The sequence below is a fragment of the Cupriavidus cauae genome (assembly GCF_008632125.1).
GTDB classification, from domain to species: Bacteria; Pseudomonadota; Gammaproteobacteria; order Burkholderiales; family Burkholderiaceae; genus Cupriavidus; species Cupriavidus cauae.
Window position 1 is genome coordinate 36,703 of record NZ_VWRN01000050.1, and the last position, 15,906, is coordinate 52,608.

At 67.0% G+C, this 15,906-nt stretch carries 12 protein-coding genes; 5 read left to right on the forward strand and 7 right to left on the reverse strand.

Translation table 11 applies throughout. The features are described from left to right. Window positions 1–15 precede the first annotated feature (15 nt). Window positions 16–2,133: a TonB-dependent receptor gene (locus F1599_RS18865; protein WP_223819760.1), complete on the forward strand. Its 2,118-nt coding sequence runs from the start codon at window positions 16–18 to the stop codon at window positions 2,131–2,133. A gap of 139 nt (window positions 2,134–2,272) precedes the next feature. Further along, entirely contained in the window at window positions 2,273–3,871 is a 1,599-nt protein-coding gene (locus tag F1599_RS18870) for a phospholipase D family protein (RefSeq protein ID WP_190286407.1), read from the forward strand. A gap of 101 nt (window positions 3,872–3,972) precedes the next feature. Here F1599_RS18870 and F1599_RS18875 read toward each other — a convergent pair whose 3' ends face one another. From F1599_RS18875 to F1599_RS18885, 3 genes are all read right to left on the reverse strand, one after another. Then, complete coding sequence (locus tag F1599_RS18875; RefSeq protein WP_150084118.1) at window positions 3,973–4,395, reverse strand: VOC family protein; 423 nt, start codon at window positions 4,393–4,395, stop codon at window positions 3,973–3,975. Between the two features lie 20 nt (window positions 4,396–4,415). After that, complete coding sequence (locus F1599_RS18880) at window positions 4,416–5,609, reverse strand: DJ-1/PfpI family protein (protein WP_150084119.1); 1,194 nt, start codon at window positions 5,607–5,609, stop codon at window positions 4,416–4,418. 176 nt (window positions 5,610–5,785) lie between these two features. Continuing rightward, on the reverse strand, window positions 5,786–6,694 hold the full coding sequence (locus tag F1599_RS18885) for a MurR/RpiR family transcriptional regulator (RefSeq protein ID WP_150084120.1): 909 nt from the start codon (window positions 6,692–6,694) through the stop codon (window positions 5,786–5,788). 149 nt (window positions 6,695–6,843) lie between these two features. Here F1599_RS18885 and F1599_RS18890 point away from each other — a divergent pair, with 149 nt between their 5' ends. Then, window positions 6,844–8,004 (forward strand): M20 family metallopeptidase, encoded by a 1,161-nt coding sequence (locus F1599_RS18890; protein ID WP_150084121.1) that lies wholly within the window; start codon window positions 6,844–6,846, stop codon window positions 8,002–8,004. Window positions 8,005–8,056: 52 nt separating this feature from the next. Then, the gene (locus F1599_RS18895; RefSeq protein ID WP_006578080.1) at window positions 8,057–9,058 is read left to right on the forward strand and encodes a Bug family tripartite tricarboxylate transporter substrate binding protein; all 1,002 of its coding nucleotides are present in this window, start codon (window positions 8,057–8,059) and stop codon (window positions 9,056–9,058) included. Window positions 9,059–9,162: 104 nt separating this feature from the next. Here the strand turns inward: F1599_RS18895 and F1599_RS18900 are convergent, their stop codons facing one another. Both F1599_RS18900 and F1599_RS18905 read right to left on the reverse strand, forming a co-directional pair. Beyond that, the gene (locus F1599_RS18900) at window positions 9,163–9,624 is read right to left on the reverse strand and encodes an RES family NAD+ phosphorylase (protein WP_149318922.1); all 462 of its coding nucleotides are present in this window, start codon (window positions 9,622–9,624) and stop codon (window positions 9,163–9,165) included. After that, complete coding sequence (locus tag F1599_RS18905; RefSeq protein ID WP_149318727.1) at window positions 9,624–10,052, reverse strand: antitoxin Xre/MbcA/ParS toxin-binding domain-containing protein; 429 nt, start codon at window positions 10,050–10,052, stop codon at window positions 9,624–9,626. Before F1599_RS18905 ends, F1599_RS18900 begins: the two co-directional genes overlap by 1 nt. A 212-nt stretch (window positions 10,053–10,264) precedes the next feature. Between F1599_RS18905 and F1599_RS18910 the strand changes: the two genes are divergently transcribed. Further along, window positions 10,265–12,628, forward strand: a complete 2,364-nt coding sequence (locus tag F1599_RS18910; RefSeq protein ID WP_190286408.1) for a glycosyl hydrolase family 28-related protein — start codon at window positions 10,265–10,267, stop codon at window positions 12,626–12,628. 38 nt (window positions 12,629–12,666) lie between these two features. Here the strand turns inward: F1599_RS18910 and F1599_RS18915 are convergent, their stop codons facing one another. After that, a complete protein-coding gene (locus F1599_RS18915) occupies window positions 12,667–13,428 on the reverse strand; it encodes a hypothetical protein (protein ID WP_150084123.1) in 762 nt (253 codons plus the stop codon). A gap of 90 nt (window positions 13,429–13,518) precedes the next feature. Continuing rightward, a partial coding sequence (locus tag F1599_RS18920) for a TonB-dependent receptor (protein ID WP_317845756.1) occupies window positions 13,519–15,906 on the reverse strand: 2,388 nt, incomplete at its 5' end.

Here is a 15,906-nt window from a genome sequence, read left to right on the forward strand (position 1 = left end):
ACGCCCGCTTTCCCAATGGCCCGACTCCTTCCCCGCGAGGTGGCGCTAGCCGCTGCCGCAGTATGCCTTTCCGCCCAGGCGGCCGACCCTTCTCCTGAGGTCCACGAACTGGCACCGGTCACCGTCCATGCCGCCGGGCAGACCGCGCTGGATGAGCCGGCCTCGACCGGATCGAACCTCGGCTTGACGCCGATGCAGACGCCGGCCAGCGTAGACGTCATTGCCCGCGATCAGCTCGAAGTCCGCGGCGATGTATCGCTGGTCGATGCCATCATCCGTGCACCGGGGCTGTCGGGCCTCGGCCATCCCGGCAATGGCGGCGCTTCGTTGTCCGCCCGCGGCTTTACCGATGCGGCGTCGGTGATGCGGCTCTACGATGGCGTGCGCCAATACGGCGGGATCGGCGTGACGTATCCCTTCGACACCTGGTCGGTGGAACGCATCGAGGTACTGCGCGGACCCGCCTCGGTGATCTATGGCGAAGGCGCGATCGGCGGCGTCGTCAATGTCGTGCCGAAAAAGCCGACGCGCGGACCGGTGGAAAACGAAGTCCAGGCGACGATCGGTACGGAGAATACCCAGCGGCTCGCCTTCGGCAGCGGCGGCGCGATCGACGAGCGCTGGTCATACCGCTTCGATATCAGCGGCAATCGCACGGACGGGTCGGTCGATTTCGGCGATTCGCGCAATCTGTCCGTCTCGGGCGCGCTGCAATGGGATCCAACGCCGGAGCTCGGCATCAAGCTGAGCTACGCCAAGGGCTGGCAGCAGCCGGCACGGTATTTCGGCGTGCCGCTCGTCAATGGCCGCCAGGATCCGTCCTTGCGGACCCGAAACTACAACGTCAGCGACAGCCGCATCCAGTTCGACGACCAGTGGACCGAATTATCGGCGCGGTGGATGCCGAACGCCGATCTGACGGTTCGCTCGCGGGCGTATTACATCGACAGCAAGCGTCATTGGCGCAATGCCGAGTACTACGACTATCTGCCGGCGAGCGGCCTGATCCAGCGTTCGTCCTATGTCGAGATCCTTCACGATCAATGGCAGGTCGGCAATACCACCGATGCGGTCTATCGCCATGCGTTGTTCGGCATGAACAACAGCGTGTCGGTCGGCTTCGATGTCAATCGGGCATCGTTTCGCCATACCAATAATTCGCCCTACTCGGGCAGCACGGTGGTCGATCCTTACACGTTCGATCGCGGCAATTTCATCAACGTCGCCGGCACCACGCCGCGCTACAGCAACGAGGCGGTGCAGTACGCCCTGTTCGCCGAGAATCGGCTGGAAATCACGCCGCGGTGGTCCGTGCTGGGGGGCTTGCGCTATGACCATGCCAGGATCGAGCGCCACGATCTGGTGGCCAATCGGGAGCCATTCGACAGGACGTTTTCGCACATCGGCTGGCGTGCCGGCACGGTGTACAACCTGACGCCGAATCTGGCTGTCTACGCGCAGTATTCGGAAGCGGCCGATCCCGTCAGCGCATTGCTGATGCTTTCCTCGTCGAACAGCAATTTCGAGCTGTCCACCGGTCGCCAGGTCGAGGCCGGCGTCAAGCAGGACTTCTGGAATGGCAAAGGGGAATGGACCGTTGCGGCCTACCACATCGTCAAGAAGAACCTGGTCACGCGCGACGCGGTCAATCCCACGCAAAGCGTACAGGTTGGCGAGCAGTTCTCGCGCGGCATCGAGGCCAGCATCGGCGTCGAATTCCTGCCGGGATGGCGGCTCGATGCCAATGCCGCGCTGCTGCAGGCGCGCTACGACCGGTTCACCGAATCGGTCAACGGCACGGCGGTCTCGCGCAATGGCAACGTGCCGACCGACGTGCCGGAGCGCCTGGCCAATGCCTGGCTGACCTGGCGCTTCCTGCCGGAATGGACGGCCGGCGCCGGCATCCGCCATGTCGGCCGCCGCTTCGCCGACCGCGCCAATACGCTCAAGATGCCGGCGTACACCACCACCGACCTGCTGCTGCAATGGCGGCCGCGCAAGCACACCACGCTGTCACTGCGCGGCTTCAATGTGTTCGATTGGCACTATGTCGCAACGGCCTACTACAATCCGACCCAATGGTTGCAAGGGGCCGGACGGCGGGTGGAATTGACGGTCAATCACCGGTTTTGAGTGCAGGCACGCGTCGACACGGGTTTGCGCCACCATGACGCGAACCGGCCGTGCCGCGGCGAAGCAATGGCGTGGCGCTGCTTTATAGTTCGTATCTTCTTCAGTCCGTTGACCGGGCCGTCGATCGTCTCGAACGTCCATGCACACTGCCTCCCATCGCCTGTTCGCCCGCTTGCGTCCGCTGGTCCCCGCCGTTTTCGCGATGTTCGTGCTCGCCGGATGCGCCCTGCCACCGCTGGAACCCCGAACCGAATCGCATGCGTTGACGCCGGAAGAGTCCCGCGACACGGCGCTGGGCCGCGCGCTGGCGCCGGCATTGGCCGAGCGTCCCGGCCTGTCGGGCATCCACCCGCTGGCCGATCCGCGCGAGGCCTTCGCCGCGCGGGTCCATGGCGCCCGCATGGCCGAGCGCACGCTGGACGTGCAGTACTACATCTGGCGCCGCGACACCACCGGCACGCTGCTGCTCGATGCCTTGCATGAAGCCGCCGAGCGCGGCGTGCGCGTGCGCCTGCTGCTGGACGACAACGGCATCTCGGGCCTCGACGAAATCCTGTCCGCGCTGGACGCCCATCCCAATATCGAGGTCCGCCTGTTCAATCCTTTCGTCGTGCGGTCGCCGAAATTCATCGGCTATCTGACGGACTTCCGCCGCCTGAACCGGCGCATGCACAATAAATCGTTCACGGTGGATGCGCAGGCGACCATCGTGGGCGGACGCAATGTCGGCGACGAATATTTTGGCGCCACCGATGGCGTGCTGTTTTCCGATCTGGACGTGCTGGCCGTCGGCCCGATTGCTGCCGAGGTCGAACGGGACTTCGATCGCTACTGGGCGAGCGCCAGTGCGTATCCGGTGAACCGGATCGCGTTGCCCGTGTCCCCGGACAGGCTGGAACAACTGGCCCGGGAGGCCGCCACCGCGGAGCGCGACCCCGCCGCCACGGCTTACATGAACGCCCTGAAGGCACTGCCGGCCTACCGTCGCATCATCGATGGCACCCTGGCGTTCGAGTGGGCGAAGACACGGATCGTCAGCGACGATCCCGCCAAGGTCCTGGGCAAGGCGCCGAGCAATGGACTGATCGGGCATCAGCTGATGGAGACCATCGGCGTGCCGACGCGCGAGCTGGACCTGGTGTCGCCCTACTTCGTTCCGACCGAGGCCGGTGCGAAGACCTTTGCCGACCTCGCCGCCAAGGGGGTCAAGGTGCGCGTGCTGACCAATGCGGCCGAGGCCACGGACGTCAAGGTGGTGCACTCCGGCTATGTCAAATGGCGCCGCGCGCTGCTCGAATCCGGCGTGCAATTGTTCGAGCTGCGGCGCGAAGTCGCGCCGCCCGCGGACAAGGCCGATACCACTCCCCGCTCCAGGCCCGAGGAGCGCACCGGGCCGTTCGGCAGCTCCGGCGCAAGCCTGCATGCCAAGACGTTCGCCGTCGATGCGCAGCGGGCCTTTGTCGGTTCGCTCAATTTCGATCCGCGCTCGGCCCATCTGAATACCGAATTGGGTTTCGTGATCGACAGTCCCGCGCTGGCCGGCAGGATCGAATCGGCATTCGATACCAGCGTTCCGCAGAACGCCTATGAGGTCCGGCTGGCCGACGACGGCAGCCTGTACTGGCTCGAAAGGCGCGGCAGCGACACGATTCGCCACGATACCGAGCCCAATACCAGCTGGCTGGAGCGCTTGTGGATCCGGGGCTTGTCGTTGCTGCCGATCGACTGGATGTTGTGACGTGCTGCGGGGTATTGCGACGTGCGGCGATGTGTCGTGGGGATGCGCTGCGGGACCGCTACGCGCGGAGAAAAACCTGCCGAGCGGTCCCCGGCGTTCCGCTATTGCGCGTCCTGCTCGCCCATCATCGCCGCCGGGTTCATCCACACCGGCTCGAACAGGTGACCGTCCGGATCTTCGAAGGTGCGCAGGTACATGAAGCCCATGTCCTGTGGCTCGCGAATGTCGGCGCGTCCGCCGGCCGATTTCGCGGCTTCGACGATGGCGTCCACCTCCTCGCGGCTGTCGATCGACAGCGCGATCAGCATGGCGCTGGTCTGGTGCCCGTCGGCGATCGGCTTGCTGGTGAAGGTCCCGTAATAGGCGTGCGTCATCAGATGAAAGTTGATGGTGTCGGACCACACCATCGACGAGGTCTGATGGTCGCTGAACTGCTCGTTCCTGACGCAGCCGATCGCCTCGTAGAAGCGCGTCGCGGCCGCGAGATCGCGGACCGGCAGGTTCAGGAAAATCATCTTTGCCATCGTGTCTCCTCCGTTGGGTTCTACTGCATTGAGGTGGTTCGCGTCTCGGTTCGCCCATGTTCGCCGGGATATTCCAGCTGCATGGCGACGAGTGCTTCCGTACGCGTGCCGTAGCGTTGGCCGATGCCGTTCAGGGCCGCATCAAGCGCCTTCGCCGGGTGCGGTTCCGCGGTGAGTGCAATGGTGCGTTCTCCATCCCAGTCCTTGCCCACCTGCTCGGGCAGCAGCCGGATGCCGTTCCGGGTCTGGATCGGCCCCGGCTGCGCGGCGAAGGAGATGGCCTGCGAACGGTAGGTGCGCGACCACGCGTCGGCGACCAGCGCCAGCGATACCTCGTCGACGCCGGGCCGCAGCGCGATGCCGAGCCGTTCGCGGTTCCAGAACGCCATGGTGTTGCCCATCGCCGTCAAGGCGAAGGGACGCGTGAAGGTGAAGGCGTCGCTGTCGTGGCGCGCATCCCAATGCGGCAGGCCCAGGTCGCGGGCGACCGCCTCTGCCCTGTCGCGGCCGGCCACGGCTTCGATCAGCGTCAGCGTCATCGGCATCGAGGCGGAAATGCCGGTGGTGGTGGCGACGCGGCCGTCGACCACGATGCGCCGATCGGGGACGTGGCGTACCGTGGGATGCTTCTCCAGCAGGTCGTTCAGGTAGTACCAATGAGTGGTGGCGCGCTTGCCGTCGAGCAGGCCGGCTGCGGCCACCACCTTCGCTCCGGCGCAGATGCCGATCACGGTGGCGCCCTTGGCGGCCTGGCCGCGGATCCATTGCAGCACGGTCGGATCGTCGTCTCGGCTCATCGCCGGGACCAGCACGTAGTCGGCGCCCTGGGGATGCTGCGCGTCGAACTGCGCGATCGTTGCATCCGGCTCGACCCGCAGCGCGGGGTAGAGCTTCACCGGTCCGGGCTGCGTCGCCAATGCCGCCACCTCGCCGATGTCGGCGCGGCGCAGGATGCCATAGGGCATCAGATAGTCGGTGGTTTCGGTGGCGTCGTTGATGCCGACGATGGCGATTACCGGGCGCGGGCGCTTGGGTGGCTTCAGCGCCGACAGCGTGGCGGCCCGCTCGGATTCGGCGATCGCCGGCGGCGCGGCGGGAGTTGTGGCCGGCGGCAAGGACAGCAGCCACGCCGCGCCGGCGGCCAGCGCGATGACCACCATACCGGCAATGCCGAGCCCGATCCATGTCGCACGACGTCGATTCGGCCGGTTCATCGTCCTCGTCTCCCCGTGGTTTTTTTAGCCAGACCACTAGCTTAGGCGGACGGAATCGGGACGCCAAGCCATGCCAAGGTGTCCACATTTGGCGGGGATCGGTCGATGCCGAACACCATGCCGGTGCCCGCGCCGACAGCGGGGCCGGCGCCGGGCAAGTACCGGACCTTCGCGCCCTACCCCTTTCGCAGTCCCTCCACCGGATCGGTCTCGAACGCCTGCCACAGCGCATCGCGCCGCTGCAGCGCCTCGATCACCGCCGGCTGGCGCAATTGAGCGACGGCGGACACCAGTGCATTGCACAGGAAGAATGCCGCCGTGTAGGAGTCGAAGGGGGATGCGTTGGCGGTGCGCACCAGCAGATGGTGGTCGGCCAGCGGCACCAGCGGCGCGGCGGGGCTGTCGCAGATGGCGACGACGCGGGCGCCCCGCTCGCGGAAGGCACGGGCGATGCTGACCGGCGCGCTGGAATAGCGGCGGACGCTGAAGGTCAGCAGCACGTCTTCCGGCTGCACCCACAGCATCGCGTCGGTGGCCGTCACCGCGCCGGCCCCCAGCTCCTGCACATTGGGGCGGCACATGTTCAGATGCAGCGCCAGCCAGGCACTGACCGGCGCGCTGTTCTTCTGCGCGAGGATGAACAGACGCCCTTTTCCTCCGGCCAGCAGCCGCGCGATCGCTTCGAACGCGGCGATGTCCAGCGATTCGTGCGTGGCGGTCAGGTTGTGCTGGTCGTGCATCAACGCATCTTCGAGGCAGGCCCGCAGGGTTCGCTTGCCGCCGATCAGCGCCGGCGCGCGCTGTCCCGCGGTCGGCAGCGCCGCCGTTACGCTGGCCCGCGCTTCGCGCTGGGCGTCGGCATAGCTGGCATAGCCGAGCTTGGCGAACAGCCTGACCACGGTCGACGCGCTGGTGCCGTGCTGTGCCGCCAGCGCGGTCGCCGATTCCAGCAGCACATGCGGATAGCCGCGCGTCAGCGCGTCGGCCAGCTCGCGCTCGCGCGCGGTCAACGTGGCGGCTTCGCGCGCCAACCGGTCGAGCAGCGTGGCGCCATGATCGGCGCTTTCCTTGCGGGAGTTCGTCATATTGACACTCTGCAATACGTATTGCATGATGATATCACCGTTGCAATACATGTTTCATGGTGCATGTTGTTGCGCCTCCCATCACGTCTTTCATCGCGAACCGGGCACCGGTCTTCGGTATTCGGTCATCCGTCGCGAACAGGAACCCCATGCAGGATAAGGAAGTTGCCCAGGGCGCGCAGGCGCTGCTGGACTGGCTGCAAGGCCAGCATCAGGCGATGCAGGATTTGCTGCAGAAGATCGTCGACATCGACAGCGGCAGCCGCCACGAAGCCGGCGTCCAGGCCGTGGCCGAGGTCCTGCGCGCGCATCTGGAAGCCGCCGGCATCGCCGTGCGCTTTCATGCGGTGCCGGGATACGGCGTTTGCCTCGATGCGAAGGTGCCGGGCTCCGGCGAGGGCCTGCCGGTCCTGCTGATGGGGCATATGGATACGGTCTATCCCGAAGGCACGGCGGCCAGGCGGCCCTTCCGCGTCGAGGATGGACGCGCCTACGGTCCCGGTGTCGCCGACATGAAGTCCGGCCTGGTGCTCAATGTGTTCGTTGCCGAGGCGCTGGCGCGGCTGGGCCGGCAGGCGCCGCCGGTGCGGCTGTTCTTCTCGTGCGACGAGGAGATCGGCTCGCCCGCCACGCGCGATCGGATCATGGCCGTCGCCCGTGAGGTACGCGCGGTGTTCAATGCCGAGCCGGGGCGCGTCAGCGGCAACCTGGTGACGGGCCGCAAGGGCTCGATGGTGGTCGAGTTCGAGGTCGAGGGCGTGGCCGCGCACTCGGGCATCAACCACGCCCATGGCGCCAGCGCGATCGATGCGTTGGCGCGCAAGATCCTGGCGCTGCATGCGCTGACCGACCCGGCATTGGGCATCACCACCAATGTCGGCTGCGTGCAGGGCGGCATCGTGCCGAACATGGTCGCGCCGCATGCCAGGGCGCAGCTCGATGTGCGCTTCACCGCCGATACCGACATGGACGCGCTGTACGGCCGCATCCGGGAGATCGTCGAGGCCGAATCGATTCCCCGCACGCGCGGGCGCATCACCGACATGCGCCGCACGATGCCGATGGCGACGACGCCCGCGGCCCTGCTGTCGCTCTATCAGCGCAGCGCCGAACGCGTCGGCTTTACCGTCGACGGTGAATTCACCGGCGGCGCGGCCGACAGCGGCCTGACCAGCTCGGCCGGCACGCCGACGCTGTGCGGCACCGGCCCGGTCGGCGGCCATCCGCACACCGAGCGCGAGTACTGCGAGTTGTCCACCTTCGTGCCACGGGCGCAGGCCCTGGCGCTGGCCATCCTCGGGCTGCAATGAGCGGCATGTCCCGCCATCGAACGAATCCCTTTTCCATCCTGCCTTTCTGATCATGCAGAACCTGCCCTTCTCCCGCCGCCGCTTCGTTGGTCTTGGCCTGAGCGCCGCCGCCATTGCCGCCGCCGCGCCGCTTGGCGCCGTGGCGCAGGAAAACTGGCCGTCGCGTCCCATCACGCTGGTGGTCCCCTTCCCGCCCGGCGGATCGGTCGACATCATGGCGCGCCAGTATTCCGAGCCGCTGTCGCGCATTCTTGGCGTGCCGGTGGTCGTCGACAACCGTCCCGGCGCGGGCGGTTCGGTCGCGACGCAGGTCGTCGCGCGCAGCAAGCCGGACGGCTACACGCTGGTGGTGTCGTCGCAGAGCAGCCACCTGGCCAATCCGCTGACGCAGCCGCGCATCGGCTATGACCCGATCAAGGACTTCGAGAACATCGCGATCCTGGGCCGGCAGCCCAATGCGCTGGTCGTGCATTCCAGCCTGCCGGTGCGCACCTTCGCGGAGTTCATCGCCTATTCGAAGAAGAACCCGGGCAAGCTGGATTACGGCAGCGGCGGCGTCGGCAGCATGGGCCAGCTGAACGTCGAGATGTTCAAGGCCAGCACCGGCGCGGTGGCGACCCATATCCCGTACCGCGGCGGCTCGCAACTGATCACGGCGGTGCTGAGCAACGAGGTGCAGTTCATCCTGGACAACCTCGTCATCATGCTGCCGCACGTCAAGGACGGCAAAGTCCGCGCACTGGCGGTCGCCTCCGAACAGCGCCTCGAGCAGCTGCCGGACGTGCCGACGCTGGCCGAACTGGGCTATCCCGAACTGAACCTGAGCTCGTGGACCGGCATCGCCGCACCGGCCGGCACGCCGCAGCCGGTGGTGCAGAAGATCTACCAGGCCGTGCGCAAGGCGGCCAGCGATCCCGCCATGCAGGCCGCCCTGCGCTCCCGCGGCGTGGTCCCGCCGGAAGACATGGCCCCCGCCGCCTTCGAACGCATGATGGCCGATCGCCTGCAGCGCTATGGCGAGGTGGTGAAGCGGGCGAAGATTTCGGCGGAGTAACGCTCGTACGGCCGTACAGCGCGTACAGTCCCGGGGGACCGCCCCCGGGGCTTCCATCCCTCATCGGCAATCGGCGGATGAGCTTGCCCGGCGGCGGACACGGACTACGGCGCCCGGAACAGCCTCTCGTCCCAACGCACCGGCTCCGGCGCCGAGACGACCAGCCTGGCTGCATCCGGGTGCATTGGATTGACCAGAACGTTCCACTCGAGCCGGGCAACGACCGATGGCACGATCAGCACGGCCGATCGGAGGTCGGCCAGCCAGCGATCGCCGAAGCCGCGAGCCGTGCGGGGATCGTTCACGGCGTCCCATCCCGCCGGCAAGTCGTCCGGCCCTGCACGTTCGAGCGCGATGTCGTCAGGTACGTCGGCAACCACCACGACATGCTGGCGAGGCACCTTGCCGATGCGTGAGTGAACGAGAATCTCGAGCATTGCGCCCGCGAAACTCAGGGAGCCGTAGATGACGGGGCCGCCCGGGCTGTTGAAACGCCCGCCCACGAGCATGGCGCCGTTGCCGTTCCACACTTCATGGCGCCGATCTGCGATCCGGTAGATCCGCATCACGCGGCCATGCCGTAGAAGAGCCTCCAGAGAACTTCCTCGACCCGCTTGGCGCCCAGCTCCGTCATCGATACGTCGAGCGGTGTGTGACCGTCCAACAGCGGATGGGGCGCATGCAGGAATTCCCTGGCGTCCTCTTCGTCATCCCATACGAAACGGGCCGTCGCGAAGATTCGAGCCAGACGCTCTGTCTTTTCCGACTCGTCCGGCGTCAGGCGGTCCTTGCGGCGTTTGAAGGTCGCTTCCGGCACGATCCGCGACATCAACATCCGTCGTTCGTCCGAAGTTCGGACCACGTGTTCGACGATTTCTCGGAGTGCGGACTTTGGCAATCCTTCCCGCACCGCGGCATCGAGTTCGGCGATGGATACGCGGGGAGGCGACAGCGCCATGGCCGCGCTGATGTGTTCGGGGGGAACGATCAGCATATCCGCACCTCTTGGATCAATTGATGCCAAATTGTAGGCCATTTGATCCCCCTCCGCTAAGCAGGAAAGACGGCAGGTCTTGCGATTCCTCCTTGTGTGCCGTCTCGTACTGTGACGGGCGTCGTTTTCAGACGTTAATGGCCCGTCCGATATAGGCGATGGGCGCAGTTCTGCCATGGCCGTCCGTTCGCCAGACACAACCGGGAGGAGCCATGAAACCAGCGTTTCGCTTTCGACAGCGCCTGTTGACGGCCGCATTGGCGCTGTTCGGCTGTTGGCAGGCGGTGGCGGGCGGCGCTGAGGCGCGCGGGGCTTCGGCGCCCGCGGTCGCGGCGGGCACGCCGGTCGCGCCCATTACCGAAGCCGGCACGCTGAGCGGGTGCGCCAACCCGATGATCGGCAGGAACGGCGACACCGGCAGCGGCAAGCGGGCGGTGTTCGTTGATGTCAACCGGATGCGGCCGGACATCGATCCGGTCTACGAGAAGAACGCCATTTTCTGGACCTCGCGCGAGAACCGGCCCGGCCAGAGCGTATTGATGAGCGGCGCCTTCACCGCCAACCGCAAGACCGTGCGGCTGGCGGCGCTGACGTCCGGGATGACCGACTGGCGCAGCGCGGTCCGGGCCAGCGCGATCACGGTGCCGGCCGTCAACCTGAGTTCCACGGGCTTGACCTTCACCATCCCGGCCAACCTGAAATACGGCCCCTACGCCTACCGCATCGAGGATCAGGATCGCGCGGTGCCGGCGCTGGAAGGCATCGTCAATCGGCCGGAAATCCAGTGGATTCTCGGCACGCCCGATACCGATTCCAGCCTGGAGGCGCCGGCGCATGAGCTGGTCAACTGCGGCGCCGAGGCCGGAGGCAAGCTGCGGTTGTTCGGCAAGAACTTCAACGGCAGCAAGGAAGCCTATCTGCAATCGGCCGACAACCGGCTTTATCCGCTGACGGTCGAGCACGCGGACGATACCGCGCTGGTGGCGGCCGTGCCCGCCGACATGGCGCCGGGCCCCTACCATGTGTGGATCGGCTCCCCGAAAAAGGACCTGACCGCGGCGCTGCCGGTGCCGATCCGCATTCAACCCGCGCCAAAAGCGCCCGCGGTAGTGGCATGCCCGGGACTGGCCGGCGATGGCGTCACCGACAACGCCCCGGCGCTGCAAGCGTGCCTCGACAAGAACCGCAGCAACGGCGTCCGCACCGTCTTCAAGCTGCCGGCCGGGCAATTCGCCATCTCGAGAACGATCGCCTTGCGCCGCCATCAGTATCTGGTTGGGGAATCGGAGGACGCGACCACCCTGCTCGGCAAGGCGAACAGCGCCGCGGCCACCCCCGCGTCATGGATCACCGGCGACAGTCATTTCGGCATCGCCTCGCTGACGCTGCGCGGGCCCCATCGCGAAACGATGCTGCGGGCCGCGGACCTGGGCAGCGATCCGCGCACGCACGGCCATATCCTGATCCAGCGCGTCAATTTCGTCGTGTCGGCCGATTACACCAACGGCGCGGAAAGCGCCCAGCTGATCAAGATTTCCGGGCCCGACCTGCGCATCGTCAATTCGACGTTGAGCTCGCGCAAGACGCTCTCCATCGACTACGGCGACGGCGTGCTGATCGCTGGCAATCGGGCGACCAAGGGCGATTACGGCATTGCCAACAGCCAGAACGTCGTCGTCACCAAGAATCTGTTCGGCGCGCAGGACGAGATCAACGAAGGCGTGGTGATCGGCGCCAGCCGGCCGATGATCAGCGGCACCACGGCCAACGCCACGCGCAACTTCTATCTCGGCTACAACCTGTTCCGCAACATGACCTACACGCCGACCAACCAGTTCTTTACGACGGACGGCGGCGGCGGCGCGTATCTGGGCAGGCTCGCCGCGAGCTCGGCCAGTACGGTGACGCTGGCGCGCGATCCGAACTGGGACATGGTCGGCACCAGCAATCCGGAGAACGTGCTGATGTCGATCGTCGCCGGCACGGGCGTCGGCCAGTACCGGCATCTGAAATCGATCAAGGGCCGCGTGATGGAATTGGCGACGCCATGGGACGTGGTGCCCGATTCGTCCTCGGTGATCAACATCACCACCGGCTATCTGCGCATCACCGTCAGCCATAACGAGTTCCGCAACATGCATGGCCGCGCGCTCAATTCGATCCTGTTCTTTGGCGGCGTGTTCGACAGCGTGATCGACCACAACTACAACATGAACGCCGGCGACGGCATCGCGATCGCGGCCTATGGTCCCTATGGCGACAACACCTATCTGCCGACCTTCAATATCGACTGCCTGGATAACACCGTCGCCGAGGATGGCGACCCGGTCTTCGTGATGCGCACGGCGGCGCGCAACGTCACGCGCGGGCTGGCGGTGCAAGGCATGCCGGGCGCGACGCTGTCCGGCATCCTGGTACGAGGAAACCGGGTGGCGAGCCCCGGCATGATCTTTTTCCCGAACAGCTTCAAGGACAACTATTCGGTACTGGTCGAACAGAACCAGGCGCGGGTCGAGCCCTGGTTCGGCGGATCGAGCGGGCCGCCGGGTGCGATGATCCGGAACAATCGCCCGTAGGCGCCAGAGGCCACCGCTTTACCGCGATGGCCTTCCGCCTACGGCAGCGCGGGCCGGGCGCTCGCCGCATCTCCCCGCATCGCGGCCAGCGCCCGCAGCGACAGGTGCGCGAACCAGTAAACGAGAAACAGCATCCCGAGCACGCGCCCGATGGTCACGCCGGCAAACGCTGCCGGCCCGGGCAGCAGCAGCGCGATTGCTCCCGAGATGGCCGCGGCGATCAGGCCGCTGAGCACGACACCAGCGATCGCCACGCCGGCAAACGGCAGGCGCCAAGCTTTGGTCAGCGCCGCGAATTCGCCGGCCGATGCGCGCTTGCGCAGGGCCAGATACGGCATCAGCCGCATCGCCAGCCAGCCCTGGGCCGCGAGGTTGGCCACGCCGTACAGCAGCGGCACCGTGCCAAGGAACTGGATCACCGCGCACAGCACGATATAGGTGCCGATGTAGTGCGCCAGTGCGCCGCGCTGGCCCGCCATGGCGTCGGGAGACGGGCCGGCTGCGGAGTAAGCCGGTCCGATCTGTGCGACCGCGCCCGGCATCGACCACAGCGCCACCAGCAGGATCAGCGCGAGCTGGTACAGCACCACCAGCAGCGTCTGCGCGACCCCACCCGCGCCCCCGTACAGCGCCTGTACCCAAGGCGGCACGACGCCGGTCATCAGCATGACGAGCGGCAGGCCCAGAAAGATCGCACCGGCGATCAGCAGCACCACGATCGGACCGACGGCGAGCTTGAGGGCGCGTGAACTGACGAAACTGGCAAGCGCGGCACGAAAGGCGGCGAACGACGGCTGCATGGCGATGGCGTGAAGGGCAAAGTGCGGGAGCCTAGCACATCGGCCCCGCGACATCGGCCCCGCGCCGCCCTGCCGTCCCCCTGTCCCGCGCTACATCCGGTACCGCAGCCCGACGAACATGCTGCGCGGCGCCCCAGGGGCGATGAAGCGCGACGTCGCCGCATCCTGCGGCGCCACGTGCGGCTGCACCAGCCGTCCGTCCGGCAGGATGTTCTCGGCCAGCTGACCGTAGCTGGCATAGCGGCGGTCGAAGAGATTGTCGATGCGCGCATACAGCTCGAGCTGCTTGCTGACCCGATAGCTGGCGCGCAGATTGACGGTGGCATAGCCGGCGGTATCCCAGCGCCGCGCATCCGGCGCCCTGCCCGGCCGCGGGTCGCTGGCCAGGCCGTCCTCGTTGCCGCTGATCACGCTGGACGACACCGCCAGCACGTCGGCGCCCACCGCGAACGACGGCGTCACGCGCCAGTCGGCGCCGAACTTCAGCGTATGCCGTGGCAATCCGGCCAGCCGCATGCCGGGCCGGACGTCGATGGTGCGCTCGCCGGCCAGGATGCGGCCATTGGCCTGGTAGGTGGCCTGCAGATAGCTGTAGCCGAGCCGCAGCGTGACCGCGTCGAGGCGCCAGTTGGCCAGCAGGTCCAGGCCCTGGTGGCGGGTGCGATCGAAGTTCGAGAAATACCCCTGCTGGCTGTTCGGTGCGCGCAGGAACAGGATGTCGTCGCGATTGTCGGTGCGGTAGGCCGCGCCCGACAGCTCGAAGTCGCGCGACGGCCGCCAGCGCGCGCCGACCTCGTAGGTGCGGGACACGACCTGCTTCAGATACGGGTCGGCCTGCAGGCCGGCGGGCAAGCGGCATGGCTGGGCGGGGTCGGCGCAGCCCAGCTCGATCACGGTCGGCACGCGATTGCTCTGCGCGGCGCTGGCGAACAGCGTCAGCCCCGCCCCGACCTGCTGGGTCACGCCGATGGCGGGATTGAGCTTGCTGTAGGTGAAGCGCTCCGTCGGCTTGTCGCTGCCGTCGCTGTCGATCAGCGTGCTGGTGACCTTCAGCCGATTCCAGCGTGCCGACAGGTTCAGATGGGTGCTCGGCGTCAGCGCCCACAGGTCGGCCAGATAAAGCCCGATCGCGCGCGACTTGCCATGGGCGCCAGAGAACAGCTCGACGTCGGACCCCGGCGCGGCGGTCACGCCCCGGTCGGCACTGAGCAGCGCCTCCTGCTCGTACTGCGCGTAACGGACGCGGTTTGCGTCGAACGTCATTCCCATGTTGATGCGGTGCGCGCCCAGCTCCCTGGCCAGGCTCAGCGCAATGCCTTCCCCTCGCTGGCGGGTGTGGGTGGTGTTCAGCACGGCCGGATGCAACGCGGCGCCCTGCTCTCGTGTCAGGCCGCAGTCGTCGTCGACCGGCGAGCCGTCGGGATGGAAACCATCCTCGCAGGCCTCGGCGTACTCGGCATAGTCCTCGCTGACGTCGCCGTTGACGGTATCGCGCCGGCTGTGGCGGACATAGGCCATCGCGGAGATGCGGGTCTTGTCGTCGAGCCAGTGGCTGCCGTTGAGCATGACCTGCGTGACGCGGTTGCGGGTCTGGTCCGGATAGGTGAACACCGCGCGCCGGTTGGCCGCGTACAGGTCGGGCACCGCTGCGTCGCCATCGAGCCGATAGTCCGGTACCAGGCCGTTGCCGACCAGCCTGCTGCTGCCGTGCAGCAGCGACACGTCCCACTCGGTCGACCCGCTGCTGCGGCCCGCCTTCAGGAACAGGTTGCCGAGCCGCCCATCGGAATGGTCGCGCCAGCCGTTCTCCTTGAACAGCGTGCCGGCGATGAAGCCGTGCCAGCCGTCCTCGCTGCGCGCGCCGAAGGACAGATCGGCCCGCTTGCGCGCGCCGCTGCCGTAGGACAGGTCGGCGCCGAAGCCCTGCGAGGTGAGACCGGATTTGGTGGTCAGCGCGAGCGCGCCGCCGAGCGTGTTCAGGCCGTAGGCGGGGTTTGAGCCCGACACCAGCGCGACATTGTCGAGCGCGGCTTCGGGAATCATGTCCCAGTTCACCACGTCGCCGAACGGTTCGTTGACGCGAACGCCGTCCAGATAGACAGACAGGCCCTGCGGCACGCCGAGGATCGACGAAGCGCGAAAGCCGCGATAGGTCACGTCGGCCTGGAACGGGCTGCCCTGGATCTCGTTGACGTTGACGCCGGGCAGATTGCGGCTCAGGTATTCGACCAGATTGCCCGCGCGCGGGCCCGTCACCGCCTCGCCGTCGGCGCTCTGCACCGAATAGGGCAAGGCATCGCGTTCCACGCCGATGCCGGGCAGCGGCGCGGCGGCGACGATGGTGACGGTGGGCAGCGAACTGTCCTGTTGTGACACAGTGCTGCCCTGTTGTGCAACAGCGGGGCCGGCGCCGAACAGCGCGATCGCGCAGGCCACGGCGATGGCGCTGGGCACGGGGGACCCCGCGTGGCGCGGCGC

Coding starts and splice junctions, on each gene's coding strand:
- F1599_RS18910 (WP_190286408.1), top strand. CDS start 10,265: ATGAAACCAGCGTTTCGCTTTCGACAGCGCCTGTTGACGGCCGCATTG.
- F1599_RS18865 (WP_223819760.1), top strand. CDS start 16: ATGGCCCGACTCCTTCCCCGCGAGGTGGCGCTAGCCGCTGCCGCAGTA.
- F1599_RS18885 (WP_150084120.1), bottom strand. CDS start 6,694: ATGACGAACTCCCGCAAGGAAAGCGCCGATCATGGCGCCACGCTGCTC.
- F1599_RS18915 (WP_150084123.1), bottom strand. CDS start 13,428: ATGCAGCCGTCGTTCGCCGCCTTTCGTGCCGCGCTTGCCAGTTTCGTC.
- F1599_RS18905 (WP_149318727.1), bottom strand. CDS start 10,052: ATGCTGATCGTTCCCCCCGAACACATCAGCGCGGCCATGGCGCTGTCG.
- F1599_RS18895 (WP_006578080.1), top strand. CDS start 8,057: ATGCAGAACCTGCCCTTCTCCCGCCGCCGCTTCGTTGGTCTTGGCCTG.
- F1599_RS18875 (WP_150084118.1), bottom strand. CDS start 4,395: ATGGCAAAGATGATTTTCCTGAACCTGCCGGTCCGCGATCTCGCGGCC.
- F1599_RS18870 (WP_190286407.1), top strand. CDS start 2,273: ATGCACACTGCCTCCCATCGCCTGTTCGCCCGCTTGCGTCCGCTGGTC.
- F1599_RS18890 (WP_150084121.1), top strand. CDS start 6,844: ATGCAGGATAAGGAAGTTGCCCAGGGCGCGCAGGCGCTGCTGGACTGG.
- F1599_RS18900 (WP_149318922.1), bottom strand. CDS start 9,624: ATGCGGATCTACCGGATCGCAGATCGGCGCCATGAAGTGTGGAACGGC.
- F1599_RS18880 (WP_150084119.1), bottom strand. CDS start 5,609: ATGAACCGGCCGAATCGACGTCGTGCGACATGGATCGGGCTCGGCATT.